We start from the raw sequence: 23,307 nt of genomic DNA, 5'->3' as shown, positions 1-23,307 counted from the left end.
CGGGGCAAGCCCGCTCGCCACGAGAAGATGTGTCGGAGTGCGAAACGGTGTAGATACCTATGCCGCGATCAGGCAAGCAGGCCGAGTTGGGTTGCCTGATCTGGCAAAAACGCGGTGTTTCGGCACTCCGAGCAAGCCAGCCCTCAAGGCCGTGCGTTGATCTGCTGCTGAAGGTTCTGGATCTGGCTCTGCAGCGTGCTGATATTGCGCGTCGTCTGCCCACGGAATGCATCGAACTCCTGCACCGAAGCGCCGCTGGCGTTGGCCGCAGGGCGGTTCTCCAGTTGCGTCTTGAGCACCAGCACATCCTGCTCGAGGCTTTCGATCGCCGCAGTCGGGTTGCTCTTCTTCAACGCCGCCAGCTCAGTGCTCAGGCTCTTTACCTGGCCATCGAGCTTGCCGCCATCCAACTGCCCGGACTTGAGCGCCGCAAGCTCGGCATTCACTGCCTTGAGTTGGGCCTGCAACTGGCTTTGCAGCTCAGTCACCGCTTTTTGCTGCGCACGGGTATCAGCCAGCACCTGCTCCAGGCGCTTGCCCAGGTCACCGGCCTGACCAGCAACGCCCTGCTGCTGCTTGTTCTGCTCGGCAAGGCTGGCCTGCAATTGGCGGATTTGCAGCTTCAACGCTTCGCTGCCGGTGCTGCTGCTCGACTCACTGGCTTCGACCTTGCCACTGATCGCTTGCAAGCGCCCGGCGGCGTCTTCGCTGATACGGGCAAAACTCTCCTGGGTGGCAACCAGCTGCTGCTCCATCAGCGAAATCTGCTGAAAGCTCCACCAGCCAAGCCCGCCCAGGGCGATGAACGCTGCGCCCAGCAACGCCCACAGCGGGCCGTTGCTGCGCGGGCGCGCCGCTTGCTGGCGGCTGCGCGCAACGTGGGCAGGCAGCAACTCGTCGTCATCGGGGGTGCCGGCACGCAGCGCAGGCACATCGTCAAAATCGTCTCGGGCGTCGTTACGCATGGGCATTCAACCACGGTGATAGCAAAGAGGCATAAGTATAAACCGCCGAAGCGGCGCACTTATGAACATCATCCAGGCAGGTGGTTCAGCGCCTGCCCGCCTGCGCCTGCCACCAGGTGCAGAATTCATCCACCGCGGCCCAGATATCGGTACGCGGACGATAGTCCAGATGCTGCCGGGCGCGGCTGATATCAAGGGTGAAATCGCGGCTCATGACCTGCATGGCGGTGCGGCTCAGGGACGGTTGCGGGCGCCCAGGCCAGAGCATGCACGCCGCCTCGTTGAGCGCCGCAAGGCTGTAGCCCAGCCCGTAGCTGCGGTAACGCGTGACCTGGGGCAGGTTCATGCGCCGCATCACGTAATTGACCACGTCCCACAACGGCAACGGGTGGCCGTTGCTGATGTTGTAGGCCTGGCCCAACGCCTGTTCATCGGCGAACAGCGCGCTGAGCAAGGCATCGTTGAGGTTATGAATACTGGTGAAATCGACCTTGTTCAGGCCATTGCCGATGATCGCCACACGGCCCTTCTGCTGCATCTGCAACAGCCGCGGAAAAATGCTCGCATCGCCTGCGCCGGTCACCAGCCGCGGGCGCAGCGCCAGCACCTCAAGGCCGAACTCCTGGGCACCGAAGACTTTCTGCTCGGCCAGGCGCTTGGTCAGCGCGTAGTGGCCGTGAAAGCGCCGTGGCAGTTGCTCCTCGGCAATATCCGTGTGTGAGCGGCCGGTGAAATACACCGAAGCCGATGACAGGTGCACCAGGCGCCGCACATGCTCCTTTATGCAGCCTTCGACGACGTTCTCGGTCACCACCACGTTGCCCTGATGGAAATCCTGATAGCGCCCCCAGGTGCCCACCGCACCGGCACAATGCACCACCGTGTCGACGCCCTGGCACAGGCGCCGGGCAAGCTCGGCATCGCCAAGGTCGCCTGGGATGAACTGCGCGCCACGCTTGACCAGGTGCTCGACAGCCTCCGTGCGGCGGCCGTTGACCCGCACCTCAAGGCCCTGCTCCAGGGCAAAACGCGCAAAGCGCCCGCCAATGAAGCCGCTTGCGCCGGTGACCAGAATTCGCATGTACCACTCCGCCTTGCCAGATTTCAGATGCTACTGACGCCGGCTACGCCTGCAACGGCACCAGCCAGTCGCGCGCGGCGTGGCGCAGGTGTTCGGTCAGTTGCGCGAGCAATTGCCCGCCGTTGCGCCAATGATGCCAGTACAACGGCACATCGATGGGGGTATCGCGGCAGATTTCCACCAGTTGACCACTGGCCAACTGCTCACGGGCCTGCAACTCCGGCACCAGCCCCCAGCCCAGCCCTGCCTCGGTCATGCGCAGAAAACCTTCGGAGGACGGGCACAGGTGATGCAGGAAACCGTCCTCGATGCCCAGCGACGCCAGGTAGCGGTGCTGCAGGAAGTCGTCCGGGCCGTAGACGATGGCCGGGGTACGCGCCAGCCGGGCAACGTCGAACCCCTTTGCAAAATGCCGCGCCATGAACGCCGGGCTGGCCAAGGCGCGATAACGCATCGCCCCCAGTGCCAGGCTACGCGCACCTGCCACAGGCCGCTCGCTGCCGCACAGGCACGCCGCCACTTCACCGGCGCGCATGCGCCTGAGGCCGACGTCCTGATCCTCGACCACAAGGTCGGTGAGCAGGCGCTGTTCGGCGCAGAACGCACCCACCGCCCCCGCCCACCAGGTGGCCAGGCTGTCGGCGTTGAGGGCGATGCGCAGGCGTTCCGGCATGCCCTCCTCGTCCAGCGCCGGCACCTGGCGCTGCAGGTCGCGTTCGAGCAGGCGCACCTGCTGGACGTGGTTGAGCAACTGCCGGCCGACGTCGGTCGGGCTGGGCGGGGCGGCGCGTACCAGCACCGGCTGGCCGACCCGGGCTTCGAGCAGCTTGATGCGTTGGGAGATCGCCGACTGCGAAAGCCCGAGCACCTGGGCGGCACGCTCGAAGCCGCCTTGTTCGATCACCGCAGCCAAGGCGGCGAGCAACTTGTAGTCAAACATTAATTTCTCTAATGCCGGATCAGCTCTATTTGTTTTTCTTATACAGGCCGCCCCGCCACAATGGCCAGCATCTTTTGTGGAGTATTTCGCCATGTGGCAAAGCTATTTGAACGGCATGCTGGTGGCCTTCGGCCTGATCATGGCCATCGGCGCGCAGAACGCCTTCGTGCTGGCGCAAGCCTTGCGCCGTGAACATCATTTGCCGGTGGCTGCGCTGTGCATCATCTGCGACGCCATTCTGGTAGCGGCCGGGGTGTTCGGCCTGGCCACCGTGCTGGCGCACAACCCGACCTTGCTGGCCGTTGCCCGCTGGGGCGGCGCGGTGTTCCTGATCTGGTACGGCGCCAAGGCGCTGCGCAGCGCCTGCTCGAAACAGAGCCTGCAGCACCAGCAAGGCCAGGGTGTGCGCTCGCGCAGGGCGGTGTTGTTGAGCGCGTTGGCGGTCACCCTGCTCAACCCCCACGTCTACCTGGACACCGTGCTGCTGATCGGCTCGCTCGGTGCCCAGCAGAGCATGCCGGGGGCCTATGTGGCGGGCGCCGCCAGCGCCTCGCTGGTGTGGTTCTCGACCCTCGCCCTGGGCGCTGCCTGGCTCGCGCCGTGGCTGGCGCGTCCCACCACCTGGCGGCTGTTGGATTTGATGGTGGCGGTGATGATGTTCGCGGTAGCAGCGCAACTGATCTTCTCGTGACCTGCAAGCTTCAAGCGGCAAGCCCCGGCGAACGCGCGTGCAACGTGCAGCTAGCCGCTTGCCGCTCGCATTAATCCCTATAGTTGTTGCGTGGTTATGCGCCTACCCCGGTGCTATGATCGGGCACTTGCGTCGCAAAGAGTACAAACTCGCCGACGTTCATACAGGCCACCCGTGAGGCCTGGCGCAACCCGCAAACAGACCTGAATCAGGAGAGACACCATGGCTTTTGAATTGCCGCCGCTGCCGTACGCCCACGATGCCCTGCAGCCGCACATCTCCAAGGAAACCCTGGAGTTCCACCACGACAAGCACCACAACACCTACGTCGTGAACCTGAACAACCTGGTCCCGGGCACCGAATTCGAAGGCAAGACCCTGGAAGAAATCGTCAAGACTTCTTCGGGTGGCATCTTCAACAACGCAGCCCAGGTCTGGAACCACTCGTTCTACTGGAACTGCCTGGCCCCGAACGCTGGCGGCCAACCAACTGGCGCCCTGGCTGAGGCCATCAACGCCGCCTTCGGTTCCTTCGACAAGTTCAAGGAAGAGTTCACCAAGACTTCGGTTGGCACCTTCGGTTCCGGCTGGGGCTGGCTGGTCAAGAAAGCTGACGGTTCCCTGGCCCTGGCCAGCACCATCGGCGCTGGCTGCCCGCTGACCAGCGGCGATACCCCGCTGCTGACCTGCGACGTCTGGGAACACGCCTACTACATCGACTACCGCAACGTCCGTCCGAAGTATGTCGAGGCGTTCTGGAACCTGGTCAACTGGGCGTTCGTCGCCGAGCAGTTCGAAGGCAAGACCTTCAAAGCCTGACGCACAGCGTGCCATGCAAAAACCCGGCTTCGGCCGGGTTTTTTTTCGCCCTTTATCCACCTTCAAAGGCTTGCTCAGCGCGCAGAGCGCGCTAACATCAATTTTCTGGAAAGCTGACGCAGCGCACTCAAGTCGCACGGCCACTCAACCGATACAGAGCCAAGGGCAACGCCGCCGACGGGCGAGTTGCCCGCAAGCGCAATCGGTCGATACCCTGATGCCACAGTTAATGGCAAAATAATGGCATGCGCATGGATTAAGGAATCCCCTTTGAAGCTGGAATTTCGCAACAGCTTGTCGGTGAAGTTGCTCAGGGTGGTGTTGCTCTCGGCATTGGCAGTCGGCGTGGTGCTTAGCTGCGCGCAGATCGTCTATGACGTCTACAAGACCCGCCAGGCAATCAACAGCGACGCGCAGCGTATCCTCGACATGTTCCGCGACCCGTCTACCCAGGCGGTGTACAGCCTCGACCGCGAAATGGGCATGCAGGTCATGGAAGGCTTGTTCCAGGATGAGTCGGTGCGCATGGCCTCCATTGGCCACCCCAACGAAACCATGCTGGCCGAAAAATCCCGCCCGCTGCGTGACATGTCCATGCGCTGGCTCACCGACCCGATTCTGGGCCAGGAACGCACCTACACCACGCAACTGGTCGGCCGTGGCCCTTACAGCGAGTATTACGGCGACCTCAGCATCACCCTGGACACCAGCGCCTATGGCGAGGGCTTCTTGATCAACGCCGTGATCATTTTCGTCTCTGGCGTGCTGCGCGCCCTGGCCATGGGCCTGGTGCTGTACCTGGTGTACCACTGGCTGCTGACCAAGCCGCTGTCAAAGATCATCGAGCACCTGACCAACATCAACCCGGATCGCCCCAGCCAGCACCAGATCCCGTTGCTCAAAGGCCACGAACGCAACGAACTGGGCCTGTGGGTAAACACCGCCAACCAGTTACTGGCCTCGATCGAGCGCAACACCCATTTGCGCCACGAAGCCGAAAACAGCCTGCAACGCATGGCCCAGTACGACTTCCTCACTGGCCTGCCCAACCGCCAGCAACTGCAGCAGCAACTGGACAAGATCCTCACCGACGGCGGCCGCCTGCAACACCGGGTGGCGGTGCTGTGCGTCGGGCTGGACGACTTCAAAGGCATCAACGAACAATTCAGCTACCAGGTGGGCGACCAACTGTTGCTGGCCCTCGCCGACCGCCTGCGCGCCCACAGCGGCCGCCTCGGCGCCCTGGCCCGGCTGGGCGGCGACCAATTCGCCCTGGTGCAGGCCAACATCGAGCAGCCCTACGAGGCCGCAGAGCTGGCGCAAAGCATTCTTGACGACCTCGAAGCGCCGTTCGACCTCGACCACCAGCAAATTCGCCTGCGCGCCACCATCGGTATCACGCTGTTCCCCGAAGACGGCGACAGCACCGAAAAACTGCTGCAAAAAGCCGAGCAGACCATGACCTTGGCCAAGGCCCGTTCGCGCAACCGCTACCAGTTCTATATCGCCAGCGTCGACAGCGAAATGCGCCGGCGCCGCGAGCTTGAAAAAGACCTGCGCGAAGCCTTGCCGCGCAACCAGTTGTACCTGGTGTACCAGCCACAGATCAGCTACCGCGACCACCGCGTGGTCGGCGTCGAGGCCCTTCTGCGCTGGCAGCACCCGCAGCTTGGCCTGGTGCCGCCGGACCAGTTCATCCCACTGGCCGAGCAGAACGGCAGCATCATCGGCATTGGCGAATGGGTCCTCGACCAAGCCTGCAAGCAACTGCGCGAATGGCACGACCTGGGTTTCAGCGAGCTGCGCATGGCAGTCAACCTGTCCACGGTGCAACTGCACCACAGCGAGCTGCCACGGGTGGTCAACAACCTGTTGCAGGCTTATCGTCTGCCGCCGCGCAGCCTGGAGCTGGAAGTCACCGAAACCGGCCTGATGGAAGACATCAGCACCGCAGCGCAGCACCTGCTGAGCCTGCGCCGCTCCGGGGCGATGATCGCCATCGACGACTTCGGCACCGGCTACTCGTCGCTGAGCTACCTGAAATCGCTGCCGCTGGACAAGATCAAGATCGACAAGAGCTTCGTCCAGGACCTGCTCGACGACGATGACGACGCCACCATCGTTCGCGCCATCATCCAGTTGGGCAAGAGCCTGGGCATGCAGGTAATCGCCGAGGGCGTCGAAACCAGCGAGCAGGAAACCTACATCATTGCCCAGGGCTGCCATGAGGGTCAGGGCTACCACTACAGCAAGCCGCTGCCGGCGCGCGAGCTGACTGCGTTCCTGCGCCAGGCGCAACGCAACCAGGTTTCGGTCCTGTAACCCCCCGTCCTTATTGCCCTTGGTGTAAACGGGCGTTTGCGTGAAATGCGCCAGCGCCCCTTTACAGCAAATGCAAATCTTTCGCATGATGTTGTAGTTTCGCGTGCCAAGGCGCACGGCCCAACCCTCTGGTCCAACCACACGACGCAGGAAACCCACAATGATTCGTATGCCTCTGGCCTCCGCCAGTCTGCTGGCCATCGCCATCGCCCTCGCCGGTTGCGGCGAGAAGGACGACAAGGCTGCTGCCCCGCAAGCCCAGGCCCCTGCTGCTGCCAGCACCACCGCTGCAGCCCCTGGCGCGGTCGATGAAGCCGCTGGCAAGGCCGTGGTCAAGCATTACACCGAGATGGTCTACGCCGTTTACAGCGACTCGCTGAGCACAGCCAAGGCCCTGCAAAGCGCAGTGGACGCCTTCCTCGCCAAGCCGAGCGAAGAAACCCTGAAAGCCGCCAAAGAGGCTTGGGTCGCTGCCCGCGTACCGTACCTGCAAAGCGAAGCGTTCCGCTTCGGCAACACCATCATCGACGACTGGGAAGGCCAGGTTAACGCCTGGCCCCTGGACGAAGGCCTGATCGACTACGTCGACAAGAGCTACGAGCACGCCCTGGGCAACCCGGCGGCCAGCGCCAATATCATCGCCAACACCCAGATCCAGGTGGGCGAAGAGAAGGTCGACGTCAAGGACATCACCCCTGAAAAACTGGCAAGCCTGAACGAGCTGGGCGGTTCGGAAGCCAACGTTGCGACCGGCTACCACGCCATCGAATTCCTCCTCTGGGGCCAGGACCTCAACGGCACCGGCCCTGGCGCTGGCGCACGCCCGGTGTCTGACTACCTCGAAGGCAAAGGCGCAACTGGCGGGCACAACGAACGCCGCCGCGCCTACCTGAAGGCGGTCACCGAGCTGCTGGTCAAAGACCTCGAAGAGATGGTCGGCAACTGGGCACCGAACGTCGCCGACAACTACCGCGCCACCTTGGAAGCGGAGCCTGTCAACGACGGCCTGCGCAAGATGCTGTTCGGCATGGGCAGCCTGTCGCTGGGCGAACTGGCCGGCGAGCGCATGAAGGTCTCGCTGGAAGCCAACTCGCCAGAAGACGAGCAGGACTGCTTCAGCGACAACACCCACTACTCGCACTTCTATGACGCCAAGGGTATCCGCAACGTCTACCTGGGCGAATACACCCGTGTCGACGGCAGCAAGCTGACCGGCCCGAGCCTGTCGTCGCTGGTGGCCAAGGCCGACCCTGCGGCAGACGCCACGCTGAAGGCTGACCTTGAAGCCACCGAGGCGAAGATCCAGGTCATGGTCGACCACGCCCTCAAAGGCGAGCACTACGACCAACTGATCGCCGCCGACAACACTGCTGGCAACCAGATCGTGCGCGACGCCATCGCTTCGCTGGTCAAGCAGACCGGTGCCATCGAACAGGCCGCAGGCAAGCTGGGCATCTCCAACCTGAACCCGGACACCGCTGATCACGAGTTCTGATCCACGCGGTGGTGGTTTAACCACAGAGGCGGCCTTCGGGCCGCCTTTTTTGCGCTCAGCGGCCACGCGGATGCCATGTAGGAGCGGCCTTGTGCCGCGAAAGGGCTGCGCAGCGGCCCTAAGGATTTCGGCTTCATGCAAAATCGTCGGGGCTGCTGCGCAGCCCTTTCGCGGCACAAGGCCGCGCCTACGCAGTGGGCCAATCGCTAGCGATTTCATCCAGCAATTGCAAATTGCTCTTATTCAACGCCCCCCACTTTGCTAAGCTTGCACGCCGGTTTTTCGCCCTCGCCCAGGATCACCGATGTCCTTGCTCCGCCTAAGCCCCCTGCTACTGGCACTCGCCCTCGCCGCCTGTGACGACGCGCCGCGTTTCACCCAGGCCGAGCCCGGTGAAGCCCTTTCCGGTGGCCAGGCAACGGTGCAGCGCAGTGATCGCAATGCCTATTCATTGCCTTCTGCCAACCTGTCGCCAGAACGGCGCCTGGATTTTTCCGTGGGCAACAGCTTCTTTCGCAGCCCTTGGGTGATCGCCCCGAGCACCACCACCGCCCGCGATGGCCTGGGGCCGCTGTTCAATACCAACGCCTGCCAGAACTGCCACGTGCGCGATGGCCGTGGCCACCCGCCAGCGCCTGACGACAGCAACGCGGTATCCATGCTGGTGCGCCTGTCGATCCCCGACCAGCCCTACCTCGCCCGCGAAATCGAACGCATCGGCGTGGTCCCCGAGCCGGTCTATGGCACCCAGTTGCAGGACATGGCCATCCCAGGCGTGGCCCCTGAAGGCAAGGTGCGGGTGAGCTACGACAGCCTTACGGTCACCTTCAAGGATGGCCATAACGTCGAACTGCAACGCCCGACCCTGCAGATCACCCAGCTCGGCTATGGCCCGATGCACCCCGACACGCGCTTTTCGGCCCGGGTAGCGCCACCGATGATCGGCCTTGGCCTGCTGGAAGCCATCCCCGAAGCAGACCTGCTGGCCAACGAAGACCCGGACGACCGCAACCACGACGGCATCCGTGGCCGCGCCAACCGGGTGTGGGATGACGCCCAAGGCAAGACCGTGGTCGGGCGTTTCGGCTGGAAGGCCGGGCAACCCAACGTCAACCAGCAGAACGTGCACGCCTTCGCCGGCGACATGGGCCTGACCAGCACGCTGCAACCCAAGGACGACTGCACCCCGGCGCAGACTGACTGCCTGGCAGCGCCCAACGGCGACGGGCAGGATGGCGAGAAGGAAGTCAGCGACAACATCCTGCGCCTGGTCACCTTCTATACCCGCAACCTGGGTGTTCCGGCCCGGCGCAACGTCGACGCGCCGCAAGTGCTGGCTGGCAAGAACCTGTTCTTCGAGGCCGGTTGCCAAGGCTGCCACACCCCGCAGTTCACCACCGCTGCCGACGCCCGTGAGCCAGAACTGGCCGGCCAGGTGATCCGCCCGTACAGTGACCTGCTGCTGCACGACATGGGCCCGGGCCTTAGCGATGAGCGCACCGAATTTGCCGCCAATGGCCAGGACTGGCGCACCGCCCCGCTGTGGGGTGTGGGCCTGTCCGAAACCGTAAGCGGGCACAGCCGTTTTCTGCATGACGGGCGCGCCCGCAACCTGCTCGAAGCCGTGCTCTGGCACGGCGGCGAAGCCCAGGCGGCGCGCGACCAGGTTCTGACGTTCAATGCCGAGCAGCGCGCCGCGCTGCTGGCGTTTCTGAATTCACTTTAAAACGCACAAGGAGCCGGGCATGTTCCGACCCAAGCTGTTGTTCACCAGCCTCGCCGCCCTCGCCCTGGGCGCCTGCTCGCCGCAGGACCCGCAGGCCGTCACCTCCTCGGCCATCGCCAAGCAGGTGATCCTGCCGACCTACAGCCGCTGGGTCGAAGCCGACCGCGCCCTGGCCGCCAGCGCCCTGGCCTATTGCGAAGGCAAGACCACGCTGGACAGCGCCCGCGCCGACTTCCTCAACGCACAGAAAGCCTGGGCCGAGCTGCAGCCGCTGCTGGTGGGCCCGCTGGCCGAAGGCAACCGCGCGTGGCAGGTGCAGTTCTGGCCCGACAAGAAAAACCTGGTGGGCCGCCAGGTCGAGCAACTGGTCAACGGCGACAAGCCGGTCGACAAGGAATCGCTGGGTAAAGCCAGCGTGGTAGTGCGCGGCCTGTCGGCCTACGAGTACATCCTGTTCGACAGCAAGCCCGACGTCGCCAGCGCCGAGCAAAAGGCTCGCTACTGCCCGCTGCTGGTGGCCATCGCCGAGCACCAGCAAGCCCTGGCCGAAGAGATTCTCAAAGGCTGGAACAGCACCGACGGCATGCTCTCGCAGATGACCAAGTTCCCCAACCAGCGCTATGCCGACTCCCACGAGGCCATCGCCGACCTGCTGCGTGCCCAGGTAACTGCGCTGGACACCCTGAAGAAAAAGCTCGGTGCCCCCATGGGCCGCCTGAGCAAGGGCATCCCACAGCCGCTGCAAGCCGAAGCCTGGCGTAGCCACTCGTCGCTCAAAAGCCTGGAAGCTTCGCTCAAAGCCGCCCAGGCCGTTTGGGTCGGAGTCGACAACCAGGGCCTGCGCGGCCTGCTGGGCAAAGACCAGGCGCCACTGGCGCAGAAGATCGACGACGCCTACGCTGCGGCCTTCAAACTGCTCGATGCCAACCAGCAGACCCTCGGCGAGCTGTTGGCCGATGACGTCGGCCAGCAGAAACTCACGCAAATCTACGATAGCCTCAACGTCGTCCATCGCCTGCATGAAGGTGAACTGGCCAAGGCGCTGAATATCCAGCTGGGCTTCAACGCCAACGACGGTGACTGATGATGCTGCGACGCCAGGCGATCAAACTCGGTAGCGTTGTGCTCAGTGCCCTGACCCTGGGGGGCTGGAGCCTGCTGCGCAACAAAGGCAGCGAGCCCCTGCTGCTCTCGGCGCGGGACGATGCCGACGGCAAGCACTACGCCGTCGGGTTTCGCCTGGACGGCAGCCAGGTGTTCAGCACCGAGGTCGGCCAGCGTTGCCACGCGATCATCAACCACCCCACGCAGCCCATCGCGTTGTTCGTGGCCCGCAGGCCTGGCACAGAGAGCTACCTGCTCGACCTGCGCGACGGCCGCCTGCTGCAGACTCTCACCGCGCAACCGCAGCGTCACTTCTACGGCCATGCCGTTATCCACAAGGATGGCGAATGGCTGTACACCACCGAGAACGACACCACCGACCCCGGGCGTGGCGTGCTGGGTGTGTACCGCTTCGAGGGAGAGCGCCTGGTGCACAGCGGCGAGCTGTCGACCCATGGCATAGGCCCGCATGAACTGGCCTGGCTGCCCGACGGCGAAACCCTGGTAGTGGCCAACGGCGGCATCCGCACCGAGGCCGAGAGCCGGGTGGAAATGAACCTCGACGCCATGCAGCCGAGCCTGGTGCTGATGCAGCGTGATGGCACGTTGTTGAGCAAAGAGACGCTGGCCCAGCAGATGAACAGCGTGCGCCACCTTGCGGTGGGCACTGATGGCACCATCGCCGCCTGCCAGCAGTTCATGGGCGGTGCGCACGAAACGGCCGAGTTGCTGGCGATCAAGCGCCCGGGCGAGCCGTTCAAGGCCTTCCCGGTGCCCGAGCGGCAGTTGCAGGCGATGGCCCAGTACACCGCCAGCGTCGCCATCCACAGCGACCTGCGCCTGGTGGCGCTGACTGCGCCACGGGCCAACCGGCTGTTTATCTGGGACCTGGACAGCGGCGCGGTGAAGCTTGATGCACCGATGCCCGACTGCGCCGGGGTGGGGGCGGTGAAAGATGGTTTTGTCGTTACCTCCGGGCAAGGGCGCTGCCGCTACTATGATTGCCGCAAGCCTGAGCTGGTCGGGCAACCGCTGAACCTGCCTTCGGGGTTCTGGGATAACCATCTGCATCTGGCTTGATGGCAACACCGCAACCGCTGGGGCCGCTCTGCGACCCTTTCGCGGCACAAGGCCGCTCCTACACCGACCGCGTGGCCTGACCGGCCTTATTTCGCGAACGCCAGCAACGCCCTCCCCTTTTCCTGAATCTGGACAATACTTGCCCCATCACCCGTGGGCAGGACGCCCCGTGCTCGTGCCTCGCCCATAGCAATTCCATCGCCAAGGAACCGGACCATGCTGCGCCGGCGCATGCTGATCATGTTGGCCATCGTCGTGCTGATCGTGTTGATTCTGGGGGCCATCAAGGGCTTCTCCATCTACCAGCAGATTCAGCAGTTCTCCCAGCCCAAGCCGCCGGTGAGCGTGGCTGCGGGCGAGGCGCAGTTGCGCCAGTGGCAGCAGCGCCTGCCGGCGGTGGGTAGCCTGAAGGCCTATCAGGGCGTGGAACTGAGCCTGGAAGTGGCAGGCACGGTCAAGTCACTGCATTTCGAGTCCGGCCAGCAGGTCAAGGCTGGCCAGTTGCTGTTGCAACTGGACAACGAACAGGAAACCGCGCTGCTGGGCACCGCCCAGGCCGACCTGGGGCTGGCCAAGGTCGACTACGGGCGCGGCAGCCAACTGGTCGGCGACTCGGCCATCTCCCGCGGCGAGTTCGACCGCCTCAGCTCCCAGTACCGGCGTAACCAGGCCGTGGTCGACCAGCTCAAGGCGTCGCTGAAGAAAAAGAGCATCAGCGCGCCGTTCAGCGGCACCATCGGCATCCGCCAGGTCGACGTCGGCGCCTACCTTGCCAGCGGCACGGTGATCGCCACCCTGCAGGACCTGTCGAGCCTGTACGTCGACTTCAACGTGCCCGAGCAAGCCCTGCCGCAACTGAGCCTGGGCCAACAGATACAGGTGCAGGTGGCCGCCTACCCCGGCCAGACCTTCCCGGCCAGCCTCAGCGCGATCAACCCCAAGGTCGAGGAAAGCACGCGTAACCTGCTGCTGCGCGCCACCCTGGCCAATCCCGATGGCAAGCTACTGCCCGGTATGTTCGCAAGCCTGCAGGTGCTGCTGCCCGACCCACACCCGCAAGTGGTGGTACCGGAAAACGCCATTACCTACACCCTGTATGGCAATTCGGTCTATGTGATCGGCGCTAAAAAGGACAAGGACGGCAAGCCAGACACCAGCGCCGACGGCCAGGGGCAACTGGTTGCCGAGCAGCGCACCGTGCAAACCGGCGAGCGCCGCGATGGCTGGGTGGTGGTAACCAAGGGCTTGCAGGCCGGCGACCGGGTGGTTACCGCAGGCCAGCTCAAGCTGACGCCTGGGGCCGCCATTCGTATCAGCGACCAGCCCGCTCTTGAACCCGCCGCGCCTGGCGCCAACTGAGGAGCCCCGGCATGGCGTTCACTGACCCGTTCATCCGCCGCCCGGTGTTGGCCTGCGTGGTCAGCCTGCTGATACTGCTGCTGGGGTTGCAGGCCTGGAGCAAGCTGCAGATTCGCCAGTACCCGCAAATGGAAAACGCGCTGATCACGGTGACCACCGCCTACCCCGGCGCCAACGCCGAAACCATCCAGGGCTATATCACCCAGCCGCTGCAACAGAGCCTGGCCAGTGCCGACGGCATCGACTACATGACCTCGGTAAGCCGGCAGAATTTTTCGGTGATTTCGGTCTACGCACGGGTCGGCGCCGACAGCGACCGCCTGTTCACGCAACTGCTGGCCAAGGCCAACGAGGTGCGCAACAAACTGCCGCAAAATGCCGAAGACCCCGTGCTGAGCAAAGAGGCTGCCGATGCTTCGGCGCTGATGTACGTCAGTTTCTACAGCACCGAAATGAGCAACCCGCAGATCACCGATTACCTGTCGCGGGTGATCCAGCCCAAGCTTGCCACCCTGCCCGGCATGGCCGAGGCAGAGATTCTCGGCAACCAGGTGTTTGCCATGCGCATCTGGATCGACCCGGTAAAGCTTGCAGGCTTCGGCCTGTCGGCGCTGGATGTCACCGATGCAGTGCGCCGTTACAACTTCCTTGCCGCCGCCGGCGAGGTCAAAGGCGAGTACGTGGTCACCAGCGTCAACGCCACCACCGAGCTGAAATCCGCCGAGGCGTTCGCCGCGCTACCGGTCAAGACCCGCGGCGACAGCCGCGTGTTGCTGGGCGATGTAGCACGCATAGAAATGGGCGCCGAAAACTACGACACGGTCAGCTCGTTCGACGGCACGCCGTCGGTGTACATCGGCATCAAGGCCACTCCGGCCGCCAACCCGCTAGAGGTGATCAAGGAAGTGCGGCGGATCATGCCGCAACTGGAAGAACAGCTACCGTCGAGCCTGAAAGTGTCGATTGCCTACGACGCCACGCTGTTCATCCAGGCCTCCATCGACGAGGTCATCAAGACCCTGGGCGAGGCCGTGCTCATCGTCATCGTGGTGGTGTTCCTGTTCCTCGGCGCGCTGCGCTCAGTGCTGATCCCGGTGGTGACCATTCCGCTGTCGATGATCGGCGTGCTGTTCTTCATGCAGATGATGGGCTATTCGCTGAACCTGCTGACGTTGCTGGCCATGGTGCTGGCTATCGGCCTGGTGGTGGACGACGCCATCGTGGTGGTGGAGAACATCCACCGCCATATCGAGGAGGGCGAGCCACCCTTGGAGGCCGCGCTGCACGGCGCCCGGGAAATTGCCGTGCCGGTGGTGTCGATGACCATCACACTGGCTGCGGTGTATGCGCCCATCGGTTTTCTGACCGGGCTCACCGGTGCGCTGTTCAAGGAGTTCGCCTTGACCCTGGCGGGCGCGGTGGTGATTTCCGGCATCGTGGCGCTGACCCTGTCGCCGATGATGTGCGCCCTGCTGTTGCGCCCGGAGCAGTCCGACCACGGCCTGGCACACCGCCTGGACCGCATTTTCGACAGCCTCAAGGGCCGCTACCAGCGGCTGCTGCACGGCACGCTGAACAGCCGCCCGGTGGTGCTGGTGTTCGCCGTGTTGATCCTGTGCCTGATCCCGGTGTTGCTGATGTTCACCCGCAACGAACTGGCGCCGGATGAAGACCAGGGGGTGATCTTCATGATCAGCAGCGCGCCGCAGACCGCCAACCTGGACTACCTGAACGCCTACACCGACCAGTTCACCCCTATTTTCAAGCGCTTCCCCGAGTACTACTCTTCGTTCCAGATCAACGGGTTCAACGGCGTGCAGAGCGGCATCGGTGGTTTTCTGCTCAAGCCCTGGAACGAGCGTGAGCGCACGCAAATGGAGCTGCTGCCACAAGTGCAGGCGCAGCTTGAGCAGATTGGCGGGCTGCAGGTGTTCGGTTTCAACCTGCCGTCACTGCCGGGCACCGGCGAAGGCCTGCCGTTCCAGTTCGTGATCAATACCGCAGGCGACTACCCGGCGCTGCTTGAGGTGACCCAGCGCATCAAGGAACGCGCCCAGGCCTCGGGCAAGTTCGCCTTTCTGGATATCGACCTTGCCTTCGACAAGCCTGAGGTCATGATCGACATCGACCGCGCCAAGGCCGCACAGATGGGCGTTTCGATGGATACCCTCGGCAGCACGTTGGCTACGCTGCTGGGCGAGGCGGAAATCAACCGTTTCACCCTGGAGGGACGCAGCTACAAAGTGATTGCCCAGGTCGAGCGGCCCTACCGCGCCAACCCCGGCTGGCTGAACAGCTACTACGTGAAAAACGAACAGGGCCAGCTGTTGCCGCTGTCGACGCTGATTACCCTCAGCGACCGCGCCCGGCCACGGCAACTCAACCAGTTTCAGCAGCTCAATTCGGCGATCATCCAGGGTTTCCCGCTGGTCAGCATGGGCGAAGCCCTGGAGACCGTGCGCAGCATCGCGCGCGAGGAGGCGCCGGAAGGGTTCTCCATGGACTATGCCGGCACGGCACGGCAATTCGTGCAGGAAGGCAGTGCGCTGTGGATGACCTTTGCCCTGGCCCTGGCGATGATCTTTCTGGTGCTGGCGGCGCAATTCGAGAGTTTCCGCGACCCGCTGGTGATTCTGGTCACGGTACCGCTGTCGATCTGCGGGGCCTTGCTGCCGTTGTTCCTCGGGGTGTCGAGCATGAACATCTACACCCAGGTGGGGCTGGTGACGTTGATCGGGCTGATTACCAAGCACGGCATTCTGATCGTCGAGTTCGCCAATCAACTGCGTGAAGAGAAGGGCCTTGAGGTACGTGCGGCCATCGAAGAAGCGGCAGCGATTCGCTTGCGGCCGGTACTGATGACGACCGCCGCCATGGTATTCGGCATGGTGCCGCTGATTCTGGCCAGCGGTGCGGGGGCGGTGAGCAGGTTCGATATCGGCGTGGTGATTGCTACGGGGATGTCGATCGGGACGTTGTTCACGCTGTTTGTGTTGCCTTGTGTGTATACGGTGCTTGCGCATCGGGGGCGCAGTGCAGGCGAGCCTGGCATTGGCTGATGGGTTTGCTGCCAGGGCCCCATCGCAGGCTGGCGCCAGCTCCCACAGAAGCCGCGCACAGGCTCACTCTAGAGGTGTGACCCAGATCCCTGTGGGAGATCAGCCAGCCCTTCGGGCTGCGCTGTTGCGCAGACAACTGGGCGTGGGAGCGAGCTTGCCCCGCGATGCGATGTTGGCAGTGCTGTCGCTATCGCGGGGCAAGCCCGCTCCCACGTTTCGATGTAAATCAGTCAGTTAGCGTTTGTTCTGTGGGAGCTGGCGCCAGCCTGCGATGAGGCCCTCGGGTCAACCGAACGGCCGCAGGCCTTGCCGCATGCCGAAGAGGAACAACAGCAGGTCGTGGTCAGGTTCGGACCGGACCTGCTCGACCTTGGCCAACCGGGGCATCGCGCATTCACCGGTGATGTCGGCCTTGCTGAACACCGTAAGCCCAGGCTGTTCCCAGGCAGCAAAGGCTACCGTCGTGACGGCCAGCGCCCCGACCAGAAACAAACCTCGAGCGATTTCTAGTTTCATTGCTCTAACCCTTTGACCGCGCTGCCAAACGCCATCTGGTAAAAGTAGAGCAAGGTCTGCCACTGCGCGTCGTCGAACGACGAATGGCGGCGCAATTGGCGCAAGTCGTTATAGGCCGCCCGCTGGCAACTGATGCGCCGACGGCACTTCTCAAGGTCCAACAACGCCACTTCGACCTGAGCCTGCTCACCTTCGCCGATCACCTTGACGAACACATGCTTGCCATACAGGCAGCCATGCTGCCAGTGGCCCAGGTGCATGCGCGCAAGGTTCTCGGCCAGGTCCTTGAGCATGCGCTCATGCACGAGCTGCGGGTAGCGTTCGCGCGCGCCTTCGGCAAACCAGGTGTCAAGGTCGACAAAGCCGTCGAGCGCCTCACTGACCAGCAAGGCATACCACTGGTGGTCGGCATCGTCGCGCTCGGCGCCCGCAAAAACGATACGCGGCACCCGCACGCCGAGCTGCTCGAAGCTTTGCAGGGCATCCAGTTCACGCAGCACAGTGGGGCGGCCAAAGGGGTGCAAAAAGCTGCGGTAGATATGCCCGACCTGGCGCTTGGCATACAGCACCTGGCCCGTGACGTCGCACAGGCGCTGCACACCGCTTTCGCCACCACGGCGCTGGTTGGGTTCTTCTACCCATTCACCCTGCTGTTGCCAGTAATACTCGAACTGCTTTGATCGACTCTGGGCCGCGGCCATCGGTTTCTACCCCTTGCGTAATACATAGACTCGCCACATGGCATAGAACGGCAGGAAGTCCAGGCGTTCCTGAATTCTGAAACCGGCTGACACAAATTCTTGCTCTACTGTGTCGGCGGGTAACACGAAACGGTTCTGGTAACTGCCTGGCTCTTGTTTGGTGCTGCGCCGGGCCTCCAGCTTGCGCCGGCGCCACGCCTTGAAATTACCATCGACCCACAGCGAAACGATCACGCTATCACGGCTAACACGCTGAAACTCCGAGAGAATCTTCATGCGATGCGCAGCGTCGCCAATATGGTGGAACAAGCGCATGCAGAAAATGCTGTCCACGGCATTGTCGGGCAGGTCGATGGCGAAGGCAGATGTTTGCAAGGGGCGTACCCGTGCGACCACCTCTGGCGGTTGTGCCGCACAGGCTGTCTCGATCATCGCGGCCGAGTTGTCGGCGCCAATAATCACACGGTTGGGCTTCTCGGCCAGCATGGGCCAGAAACGCCCGGCGCCGGACGGCAGGTCCAGCACCAGACCTGGCTCGCCGGCCAGGGCCAGGGCGCGCCGGGCCAGTTGCAAGTCGCGTTGGTGGGACAGGCGGCGGGCCAGGCCATCCTGGTGTTTGATGAAATAGTCGCGGGCGTGGGCCTGGTCGTACTTTTCCGAAAACGCGAGTTTGATGGGGCTACGCATGGGCATCTCCTGAATCCAATGCGCCAACCTTAAGCACCCAAGCGTTGGAAACTGGTCATGCCGATGTGAAAAATCCGTCAGCCATTCAGATGAATGGTTGAAGCCTGGGGCTGCTGTGCAGCCCCAGGCTTACTGGAGCTCACGATCATCGCTGTCGTCGAGCACCAGGCTGCCTTGGCTAAGGTCGACCTGGAACCGGCAGCCATGGGGCAAGGTGGTGGTCAGGGTCACTCGCCAGCCCTGGTCATCACAGATGCGCTGCACCAGCGACAGCCCAAGCCCCAGGCCCTCACCACGGCGCTCGTCACCGCGCACGAACGGCCGGAACATCGCCTCGCGCTGCTCCTCGGGGATGCCCACGCCACTGTCCTCGACGCTGAAGCCATTGCTTTGCAGGCTCAGGCGGATATAGCCGCTGTCGGTGTAATGCGCGGCGTTGCGCAGCAAGTTGCCCATCACCGACTGCAAGAACGTGGCGTTGTACAACACCGAACTGGCACTGACGCGCCCGTCGTAATGCAGCGCCAGGCCCTTCTGCTCGATGGTGTCGCGCCATACGCCGATCAGGTCGTCAGCCACTTCGCGCAGCGTCGCCTGCGAAGCCACCGCCCCCTGGTCGCGCTGGGCGCGGGCAAGCATCAGGAAGGTCTTGACCAGTTCGCGCATTTCCTCGGTAGCACGCGCAATGCGCTCCACCTGGTTGCGTGAACGGGTGTCGAGGGTGGGGTTCTCGATCAGCAACTCGCACGAGGTGGCCAGCACCATCAGCGGCGTGCGCAGCTCGTGGCTGACGTCGCTGGTAAACAGCCGCTCACGGTTCAGGGCATCACGCAGGCGGCCGAGGGTGTCGTCGAAGGCAACCGCCAGCTGGCCCACTTCGTCGGCTGCGTAGTCGGGCGCCAACGGCGGCGCCAGGCCAAGCAACTGGTCGCGATGGCGCACCTGGCGCGCCAGGCGAATCACCGGTGCCATCACCCGCCGCGCCAGCAACCAACCAAGCAAGGTCGCCAGGGCCAGGCTGAGGACAAAGCCCACCACCACCACTGCAAACAGCAGCCGTTCGCGCTCCTCGAAGTCGCTCTGGTCTTGCAGCAGCACGTAGCGACGCCCGTCGACCACCTCGACCATGGCGTGGTACGAGAGCTGGTCGCGGAATACCTCATGGAAGCCTGCGTCGAGGTGGCGCAGGTCCTTGGGCAGTTCGAACTCGTCACGCCCGCCGCTGAAGTAGAACAGTTGGTCCGGGCGCGGGCGATGGCTCCAGTCGCTGACGCTGTCCATGCGCAGCAGGCGCTGCAGGTCGCCGCCCAGCACCGACGAGATAAGACGCTCTTCGACAAGGTGTACGGTTGCGACAATGCCAAAGGCGAAGGCCCCGGCCACCAGCGCGCTCATCAACGCAAAGGCGATGATGATGCGCTGGGCAAGGCTCTGCTTAAACTCCATCGCGGCCCTCGGCGAGGCGATAGCCGACGCCATGGACGGTATGCAGCAGGGGCTTTTCGAACGGTTTGTCGATCACTTGGCGCAACTGGTGCACATGGCTGCGCAGGCTGTCGCTGTCAGGGCAGTCATCACCCCACAACGCCTCTTCGAGCACCTCGCGGCGCAGCACGTGGGGGCTTTTCTGCATCAATACGGCGAGCAGCTTGAGGCCGACCGGGTTGAGCTTGAGCAACTTGCCCTGGCGGGTGACTTCGAGGGTATCGAGGTCGTAGTCAAGGTCGGCAACCTGCAGCGTACGCCGCCCGCCACCTTGGGCACGGCGCAATACCGCTTCGATGCGCGCGGCAAGTTCGGACAGCGCAAAGGGTTTGAGCAGGTAATCGTCAGCGCCGGAACGGAAGCCCTGCAAGCGGTCGTCCAACTGGTCGCGGGCGGTGAGCATGATCACCGGGGTGTCGCGGCGGGCGTCTTCACGCAGGCGTTTGCACAGCGTATAGCCGTCGATGCCGGGCAGCATGATGTCGAGCACGATCAGGTCGTAGTGTTCGGTGGCGGCCAGGTGCAAGCCCGACAGGCCATCCTGGGCGCAATCAACGGTGTAGCCTTTCATGCCGAGGTAGTCGGCAAGGTTGGCGAGAATATCGCGGTTGTCTTCAACCAAAAGAATGCGCATCGGGGTCTCCTGTGCGGCACTTCGCAGGGCGCGGCAGGCGCAGCTTAAGGCCAATGCCGGGGCTGTGCCAGCCCTGGATGGATATCTGCGAAGTTGACGGATTTTTCACTGATCCTTCACGCACACAGAATAGCGGCCGGCTGACAATGCACGCCCTTTTTTATGCTTTCTGGAGCCGCCATGGCGCAAACCCTCCGCCCTCGCCCACTGAACCTGTGGCTGTATCTGGGCATCCCTCTGGCCACTGTGGTGGCGTTGTTGCTGCTTGAGATGACCTCGCTGGACATGAATGTGGCCGACTTGTTCTTCGACCAGAGCGCCGGCCAGTTCATTGGCCGGCACAGCTATGTGCTGGAGAACATTCTGCATGATCGGGTCAAACAGGGCGTGATCCTGTTCGGCCTGCTGTCGATCGTCGGGTTTGCCGCAAGCTTCGTGTTCAAAGGCCTGTATGGCTGGCGTCGGGAGCTGGGCTACCTGGTGTTGGCACTGGGCCTGTCCACCGCGTTCGTCACCCCCCTCAAGCAACTGACCCAAGTACAGTGCCCGTGGAGCCTGACCGAATTTGGCGGCAAGGAAACCTACAGCAAGCTGCTCGACGTGCGCCCGGCTACCGACAAACCTGGCCTGTGCTGGCCCGGCGGGCATGCTGCAACCGGTTTCTGCCTGTTCGCGCTGTTCTTCGTGCTGCGTGATCGCAAGCCCCGCGCTGCCCGTGCGGCACTGGTGCTGGCGTTCGCCGCAGGCTCGCTGCTGTCGCTGGGGCGCATGATGCAAGGGGCGCATTTTCTGTCGCACAACATCTGGACAGCCGTGTTCTGCTGGACGATCGCTCTTAGCTGCTATTACCTGGTGCTGTATCGCCCGGCCATGGCGCACGCCCCCGGCAGAACAGGCGCCGGCCTTGCCCAAAGCCGCTGAACAAAGCCTAATAAAAAAAGCCCCGCACTAGGCGGGGCTCTTTGTTACAGCTGGGGGTAAGGCTGGCTTACATCATGCCGCCCATGCCACCCATGCCGCCCATGTCTGGCATGCCGCCAGCGGCCTTGTCTTCCGGCAGGTCGGCAACCATGGCTTCGGTGGTGATCATCAGGCCACCAATCGAAGCTGCAGCTTGCAGAGCCGAACGGGTGACTTTGGCTGGGTCCAGGATGCCCATCTCGATCATGTCGCCGTATTCGCCGGTAGCGGCGTTGTAGCCGTAGTTGCCCGAACCTTGCTTGACCTTGTCAGCGACAACGCTTGGCTCGTCGCCGGCGTTGGCAGTGATCTGGCGCAGCGGCGATTCGACAGCGCGACGCAGCAGGGCGATACCGACGTTCTGGTCTTCGTTGTCACCTTTGAGGTCAACGATGGCCGACAGGGCGCGCACCAGGGCAACACCACCGCCAGGTACCACGCCTTCTTCGACGGCTGCACGGGTAGCGTGCAGGGCGTCTTCAACGCGGGCTTTCTTCTCTTTCATTTCAACTTCGGTGCCAGCACCGACCTTGATCACGGCAACACCGCCAGCCAGCTTGGCCAGACGCTCTTGCAGCTTCTCACGGTCGTAGTCCGAAGAGGTCTCTTCGATCTGGGCACGGATCTGCTTGACGCGACCCTGGATGTCGTCTTCGCTGCCAGCACCGTCGATGATGATGGTGTTTTCCTTGGACAGGGTGACGCGCTTGGCGTTGCCCAGGTGTTCCAGGGTAGCGGTTTCCAGGGACAGGCCGATTTCTTCGGAGATGACCTGGCCGCCGGTCAGGACAGCGATGTCCTGCAGCATGGCCTTGCGACGGTCGCCGAAGCCCGGTGCCTTGACCGCTGCAACCTTGACGATACCGCGCATGTTGTTGACTACCAGGGTCGCCAGCGCTTCGCCTTCGACGTCTTCGGCAACGATCAGCAGAGGACGGCCGGCCTTGGCAACGGCTTCCAGAACAGGCAGCAGTTCACGGATGTTGGAGATTTTCTTGTCGACCAGCAGCAGCAGCGGGCTTTCGAGCTCGGCAACCATGGTGTCTGGCTTGTTGACAAAGTACGGCGACAGGTAGCCACGGTCGAACTGCATGCCTTCTACGACGGACAGTTCGTTTTCCAGGCCCGAGCCTTCTTCAACGGTGATGACGCCTTCTTTGCCTACTTTTTCCATGGCTTCGGCGATGATTTCACCGATGGAGCTGTCGGAGTTGGCAGAGATGGTACCGACCTGGGCGATGGCCTTGGAGTCGGTGCATGGCTTGGCGAGGTTCTTCAGCTCGGCAACCACAGCAGCGGTGGCTTTGTCGATACCGCGCTTGAGGTCCATCGGGTTCATGCCGGCAGCGACGGCTTTCAGGCCTTCGTTGACGATGGACTGAGCCAGAACAGTGGCGGTGGTGGTGCCGTCACCGGCAGCGTCGTTGGCCTTGGAAGCAACTTCCTTGACCAGCTGGGCGCCCATGTTCTCGAAGGCGTCTTTGAGTTCGATTTCCTTGGCGACGGAAACGCCGTCCTTGGTGATGGTCGGGGCGCCGAAGCTCTTGGCCAGGACCACGTTACGGCCTTTCGGGCCGAGGGTCGCTTTAACGGCGTCAGCCAGTACGTTCACACCAACCAGCATTTTCTTGCGAGCGGAGTCGCCGAATTTTACGTCTTTAGCAGCCATGATCGTTTAATCCT

General features: G+C 63.2%; 19 protein-coding genes. 10 read left to right on the top strand and 9 right to left on the bottom strand.

The window, feature by feature from the left end:
• Positions 1-143: 143 nt before the first annotated feature.
• The 3 genes from HU720_RS11155 to HU720_RS11145 form a co-directional block, all read right to left on the bottom strand.
• Positions 144-965 carry an ATPase gene (locus HU720_RS11155; RefSeq protein ID WP_186519983.1) on the bottom strand — a complete coding sequence of 274 codons (822 nt, stop codon included), beginning with the start codon at positions 963-965 and terminating at the stop codon, positions 144-146.
• Positions 966-1,050: 85 nt separating this feature from the next.
• Positions 1,051-2,046: an NAD-dependent epimerase/dehydratase family protein gene (locus tag HU720_RS11150; RefSeq protein WP_186519982.1), complete on the bottom strand. Its 996-nt coding sequence runs from the start codon at positions 2,044-2,046 to the stop codon at positions 1,051-1,053.
• 43 nt (positions 2,047-2,089) lie between these two features.
• Positions 2,090-2,986 carry a LysR family transcriptional regulator ArgP gene (locus HU720_RS11145; protein WP_186519981.1) on the bottom strand — a complete coding sequence of 299 codons (897 nt, stop codon included), beginning with the start codon at positions 2,984-2,986 and terminating at the stop codon, positions 2,090-2,092.
• A 91-nt stretch (positions 2,987-3,077) separates the two neighbouring features.
• On the opposite strand from HU720_RS11145, the gene HU720_RS11140 reads away from it, so the two are divergent.
• From HU720_RS11140 to HU720_RS11100, 9 genes are all read left to right on the top strand, one after another.
• A complete protein-coding gene (locus HU720_RS11140; protein WP_186519980.1) occupies positions 3,078-3,677 on the top strand; it encodes a LysE/ArgO family amino acid transporter in 600 nt (199 codons plus the stop codon).
• Between the two features lie 222 nt (positions 3,678-3,899).
• The gene (locus HU720_RS11135) at positions 3,900-4,496 is read left to right on the top strand and encodes a Fe-Mn family superoxide dismutase (protein WP_186519979.1); all 597 of its coding nucleotides are present in this window, start codon (positions 3,900-3,902) and stop codon (positions 4,494-4,496) included.
• Between the two features lie 270 nt (positions 4,497-4,766).
• A complete protein-coding gene (locus HU720_RS11130) occupies positions 4,767-6,818 on the top strand; it encodes a GGDEF domain-containing phosphodiesterase (RefSeq protein ID WP_186519978.1) in 2,052 nt (683 codons plus the stop codon).
• Positions 6,819-6,978: 160 nt separating this feature from the next.
• Entirely contained in the window at positions 6,979-8,313 is a 1,335-nt protein-coding gene (locus HU720_RS11125; protein ID WP_186519977.1) for an imelysin family protein, read from the top strand.
• Between the two features lie 304 nt (positions 8,314-8,617).
• Complete coding sequence (locus HU720_RS11120; protein WP_186519976.1) at positions 8,618-10,039, top strand: di-heme oxidoredictase family protein; 1,422 nt, start codon at positions 8,618-8,620, stop codon at positions 10,037-10,039.
• A gap of 19 nt (positions 10,040-10,058) precedes the next feature.
• A complete protein-coding gene (locus tag HU720_RS11115) occupies positions 10,059-11,123 on the top strand; it encodes an imelysin family protein (protein WP_186519975.1) in 1,065 nt (354 codons plus the stop codon).
• 2 nt (positions 11,124-11,125) lie between these two features.
• Entirely contained in the window at positions 11,126-12,223 is a 1,098-nt protein-coding gene (locus HU720_RS11110) for a DUF1513 domain-containing protein (RefSeq protein WP_186519992.1), read from the top strand.
• A gap of 216 nt (positions 12,224-12,439) precedes the next feature.
• The gene (locus HU720_RS11105; RefSeq protein ID WP_186519974.1) at positions 12,440-13,582 is read left to right on the top strand and encodes an efflux RND transporter periplasmic adaptor subunit; all 1,143 of its coding nucleotides are present in this window, start codon (positions 12,440-12,442) and stop codon (positions 13,580-13,582) included.
• An 11-nt stretch (positions 13,583-13,593) separates the two neighbouring features.
• Complete coding sequence (locus tag HU720_RS11100; protein WP_186519973.1) at positions 13,594-16,641, top strand: multidrug efflux RND transporter permease subunit; 3,048 nt, start codon at positions 13,594-13,596, stop codon at positions 16,639-16,641.
• A gap of 285 nt (positions 16,642-16,926) precedes the next feature.
• Here HU720_RS11100 and HU720_RS11095 read toward each other — a convergent pair whose 3' ends face one another.
• From HU720_RS11095 to colR, 5 genes are all read right to left on the bottom strand, one after another.
• Positions 16,927-17,157: a hypothetical protein gene (locus HU720_RS11095; protein WP_186519972.1), complete on the bottom strand. Its 231-nt coding sequence runs from the start codon at positions 17,155-17,157 to the stop codon at positions 16,927-16,929.
• Entirely contained in the window at positions 17,154-17,858 is a 705-nt protein-coding gene (locus HU720_RS11090; protein WP_186519971.1) for a lipopolysaccharide kinase InaA family protein, read from the bottom strand. Before HU720_RS11090 ends, HU720_RS11095 begins: the two co-directional genes overlap by 4 nt.
• Before the next feature lie 6 nt (positions 17,859-17,864).
• Positions 17,865-18,545 (bottom strand): class I SAM-dependent methyltransferase, encoded by a 681-nt coding sequence (locus HU720_RS11085; RefSeq protein ID WP_186519970.1) that lies wholly within the window; start codon positions 18,543-18,545, stop codon positions 17,865-17,867.
• 129 nt (positions 18,546-18,674) lie between these two features.
• Entirely contained in the window at positions 18,675-19,991 is a 1,317-nt protein-coding gene (locus HU720_RS11080) for a HAMP domain-containing sensor histidine kinase (protein ID WP_186519969.1), read from the bottom strand.
• Positions 19,981-20,664 (bottom strand): two-component system response regulator ColR, encoded by a 684-nt coding sequence (gene colR, locus HU720_RS11075; RefSeq protein ID WP_186519968.1) that lies wholly within the window; start codon positions 20,662-20,664, stop codon positions 19,981-19,983. The genes HU720_RS11080 and colR overlap by 11 nt, the downstream gene beginning before the upstream one ends.
• A 180-nt stretch (positions 20,665-20,844) precedes the next feature.
• On the opposite strand from colR, the gene HU720_RS11070 reads away from it, so the two are divergent.
• On the top strand, positions 20,845-21,585 hold the full coding sequence (locus HU720_RS11070; RefSeq protein ID WP_186519967.1) for a phosphatase PAP2 family protein: 741 nt from the start codon (positions 20,845-20,847) through the stop codon (positions 21,583-21,585).
• Between the two features lie 67 nt (positions 21,586-21,652).
• Here the strand turns inward: HU720_RS11070 and groL are convergent, their stop codons facing one another.
• Positions 21,653-23,293, bottom strand: a complete 1,641-nt coding sequence (groL, locus tag HU720_RS11065; RefSeq protein ID WP_186519966.1) for a chaperonin GroEL — start codon at positions 23,291-23,293, stop codon at positions 21,653-21,655.
• Positions 23,294-23,307: the final 14 nt, after the last annotated feature.

Source organism: Pseudomonas sp. SWRI51 (assembly GCF_014268825.1).
Classification (GTDB): Bacteria; Pseudomonadota; Gammaproteobacteria; order Pseudomonadales; family Pseudomonadaceae; genus Aquipseudomonas; species Aquipseudomonas farsensis.
This window is presented reverse-complemented; position numbering and strand designations above follow the sequence as displayed.

What these genes read in the sequence shown, in the direction of transcription:
- HU720_RS11155 (WP_186519983.1), bottom strand. Translation starts at nt 965, where the DNA reads ATGCGTAACGACGCCCGAGACGATTTTGACGATGTGCCTGCGCTGCGT.
- HU720_RS11150 (WP_186519982.1), bottom strand. Translation starts at nt 2,046, where the DNA reads ATGCGAATTCTGGTCACCGGCGCAAGCGGCTTCATTGGCGGGCGCTTT.
- HU720_RS11145 (WP_186519981.1), bottom strand. Translation starts at nt 2,986, where the DNA reads ATGTTTGACTACAAGTTGCTCGCCGCCTTGGCTGCGGTGATCGAACAA.
- HU720_RS11140 (WP_186519980.1), top strand. Translation starts at nt 3,078, where the DNA reads ATGTGGCAAAGCTATTTGAACGGCATGCTGGTGGCCTTCGGCCTGATC.
- HU720_RS11135 (WP_186519979.1), top strand. Translation starts at nt 3,900, where the DNA reads ATGGCTTTTGAATTGCCGCCGCTGCCGTACGCCCACGATGCCCTGCAG.
- HU720_RS11125 (WP_186519977.1), top strand. Translation starts at nt 6,979, where the DNA reads ATGATTCGTATGCCTCTGGCCTCCGCCAGTCTGCTGGCCATCGCCATC.
- HU720_RS11120 (WP_186519976.1), top strand. Translation starts at nt 8,618, where the DNA reads ATGTCCTTGCTCCGCCTAAGCCCCCTGCTACTGGCACTCGCCCTCGCC.
- HU720_RS11115 (WP_186519975.1), top strand. Translation starts at nt 10,059, where the DNA reads ATGTTCCGACCCAAGCTGTTGTTCACCAGCCTCGCCGCCCTCGCCCTG.
- HU720_RS11110 (WP_186519992.1), top strand. Translation starts at nt 11,126, where the DNA reads ATGCTGCGACGCCAGGCGATCAAACTCGGTAGCGTTGTGCTCAGTGCC.
- HU720_RS11105 (WP_186519974.1), top strand. Translation starts at nt 12,440, where the DNA reads ATGCTGCGCCGGCGCATGCTGATCATGTTGGCCATCGTCGTGCTGATC.
- HU720_RS11100 (WP_186519973.1), top strand. Translation starts at nt 13,594, where the DNA reads ATGGCGTTCACTGACCCGTTCATCCGCCGCCCGGTGTTGGCCTGCGTG.
- HU720_RS11095 (WP_186519972.1), bottom strand. Translation starts at nt 17,157, where the DNA reads ATGAAACTAGAAATCGCTCGAGGTTTGTTTCTGGTCGGGGCGCTGGCC.
- HU720_RS11090 (WP_186519971.1), bottom strand. Translation starts at nt 17,858, where the DNA reads ATGGCCGCGGCCCAGAGTCGATCAAAGCAGTTCGAGTATTACTGGCAA.
- HU720_RS11085 (WP_186519970.1), bottom strand. Translation starts at nt 18,545, where the DNA reads ATGCGTAGCCCCATCAAACTCGCGTTTTCGGAAAAGTACGACCAGGCC.
- HU720_RS11080 (WP_186519969.1), bottom strand. Translation starts at nt 19,991, where the DNA reads ATGGAGTTTAAGCAGAGCCTTGCCCAGCGCATCATCATCGCCTTTGCG.
- colR (WP_186519968.1), bottom strand. Translation starts at nt 20,664, where the DNA reads ATGCGCATTCTTTTGGTTGAAGACAACCGCGATATTCTCGCCAACCTT.
- HU720_RS11070 (WP_186519967.1), top strand. Translation starts at nt 20,845, where the DNA reads ATGGCGCAAACCCTCCGCCCTCGCCCACTGAACCTGTGGCTGTATCTG.
- groL (WP_186519966.1), bottom strand. Translation starts at nt 23,293, where the DNA reads ATGGCTGCTAAAGACGTAAAATTCGGCGACTCCGCTCGCAAGAAAATG.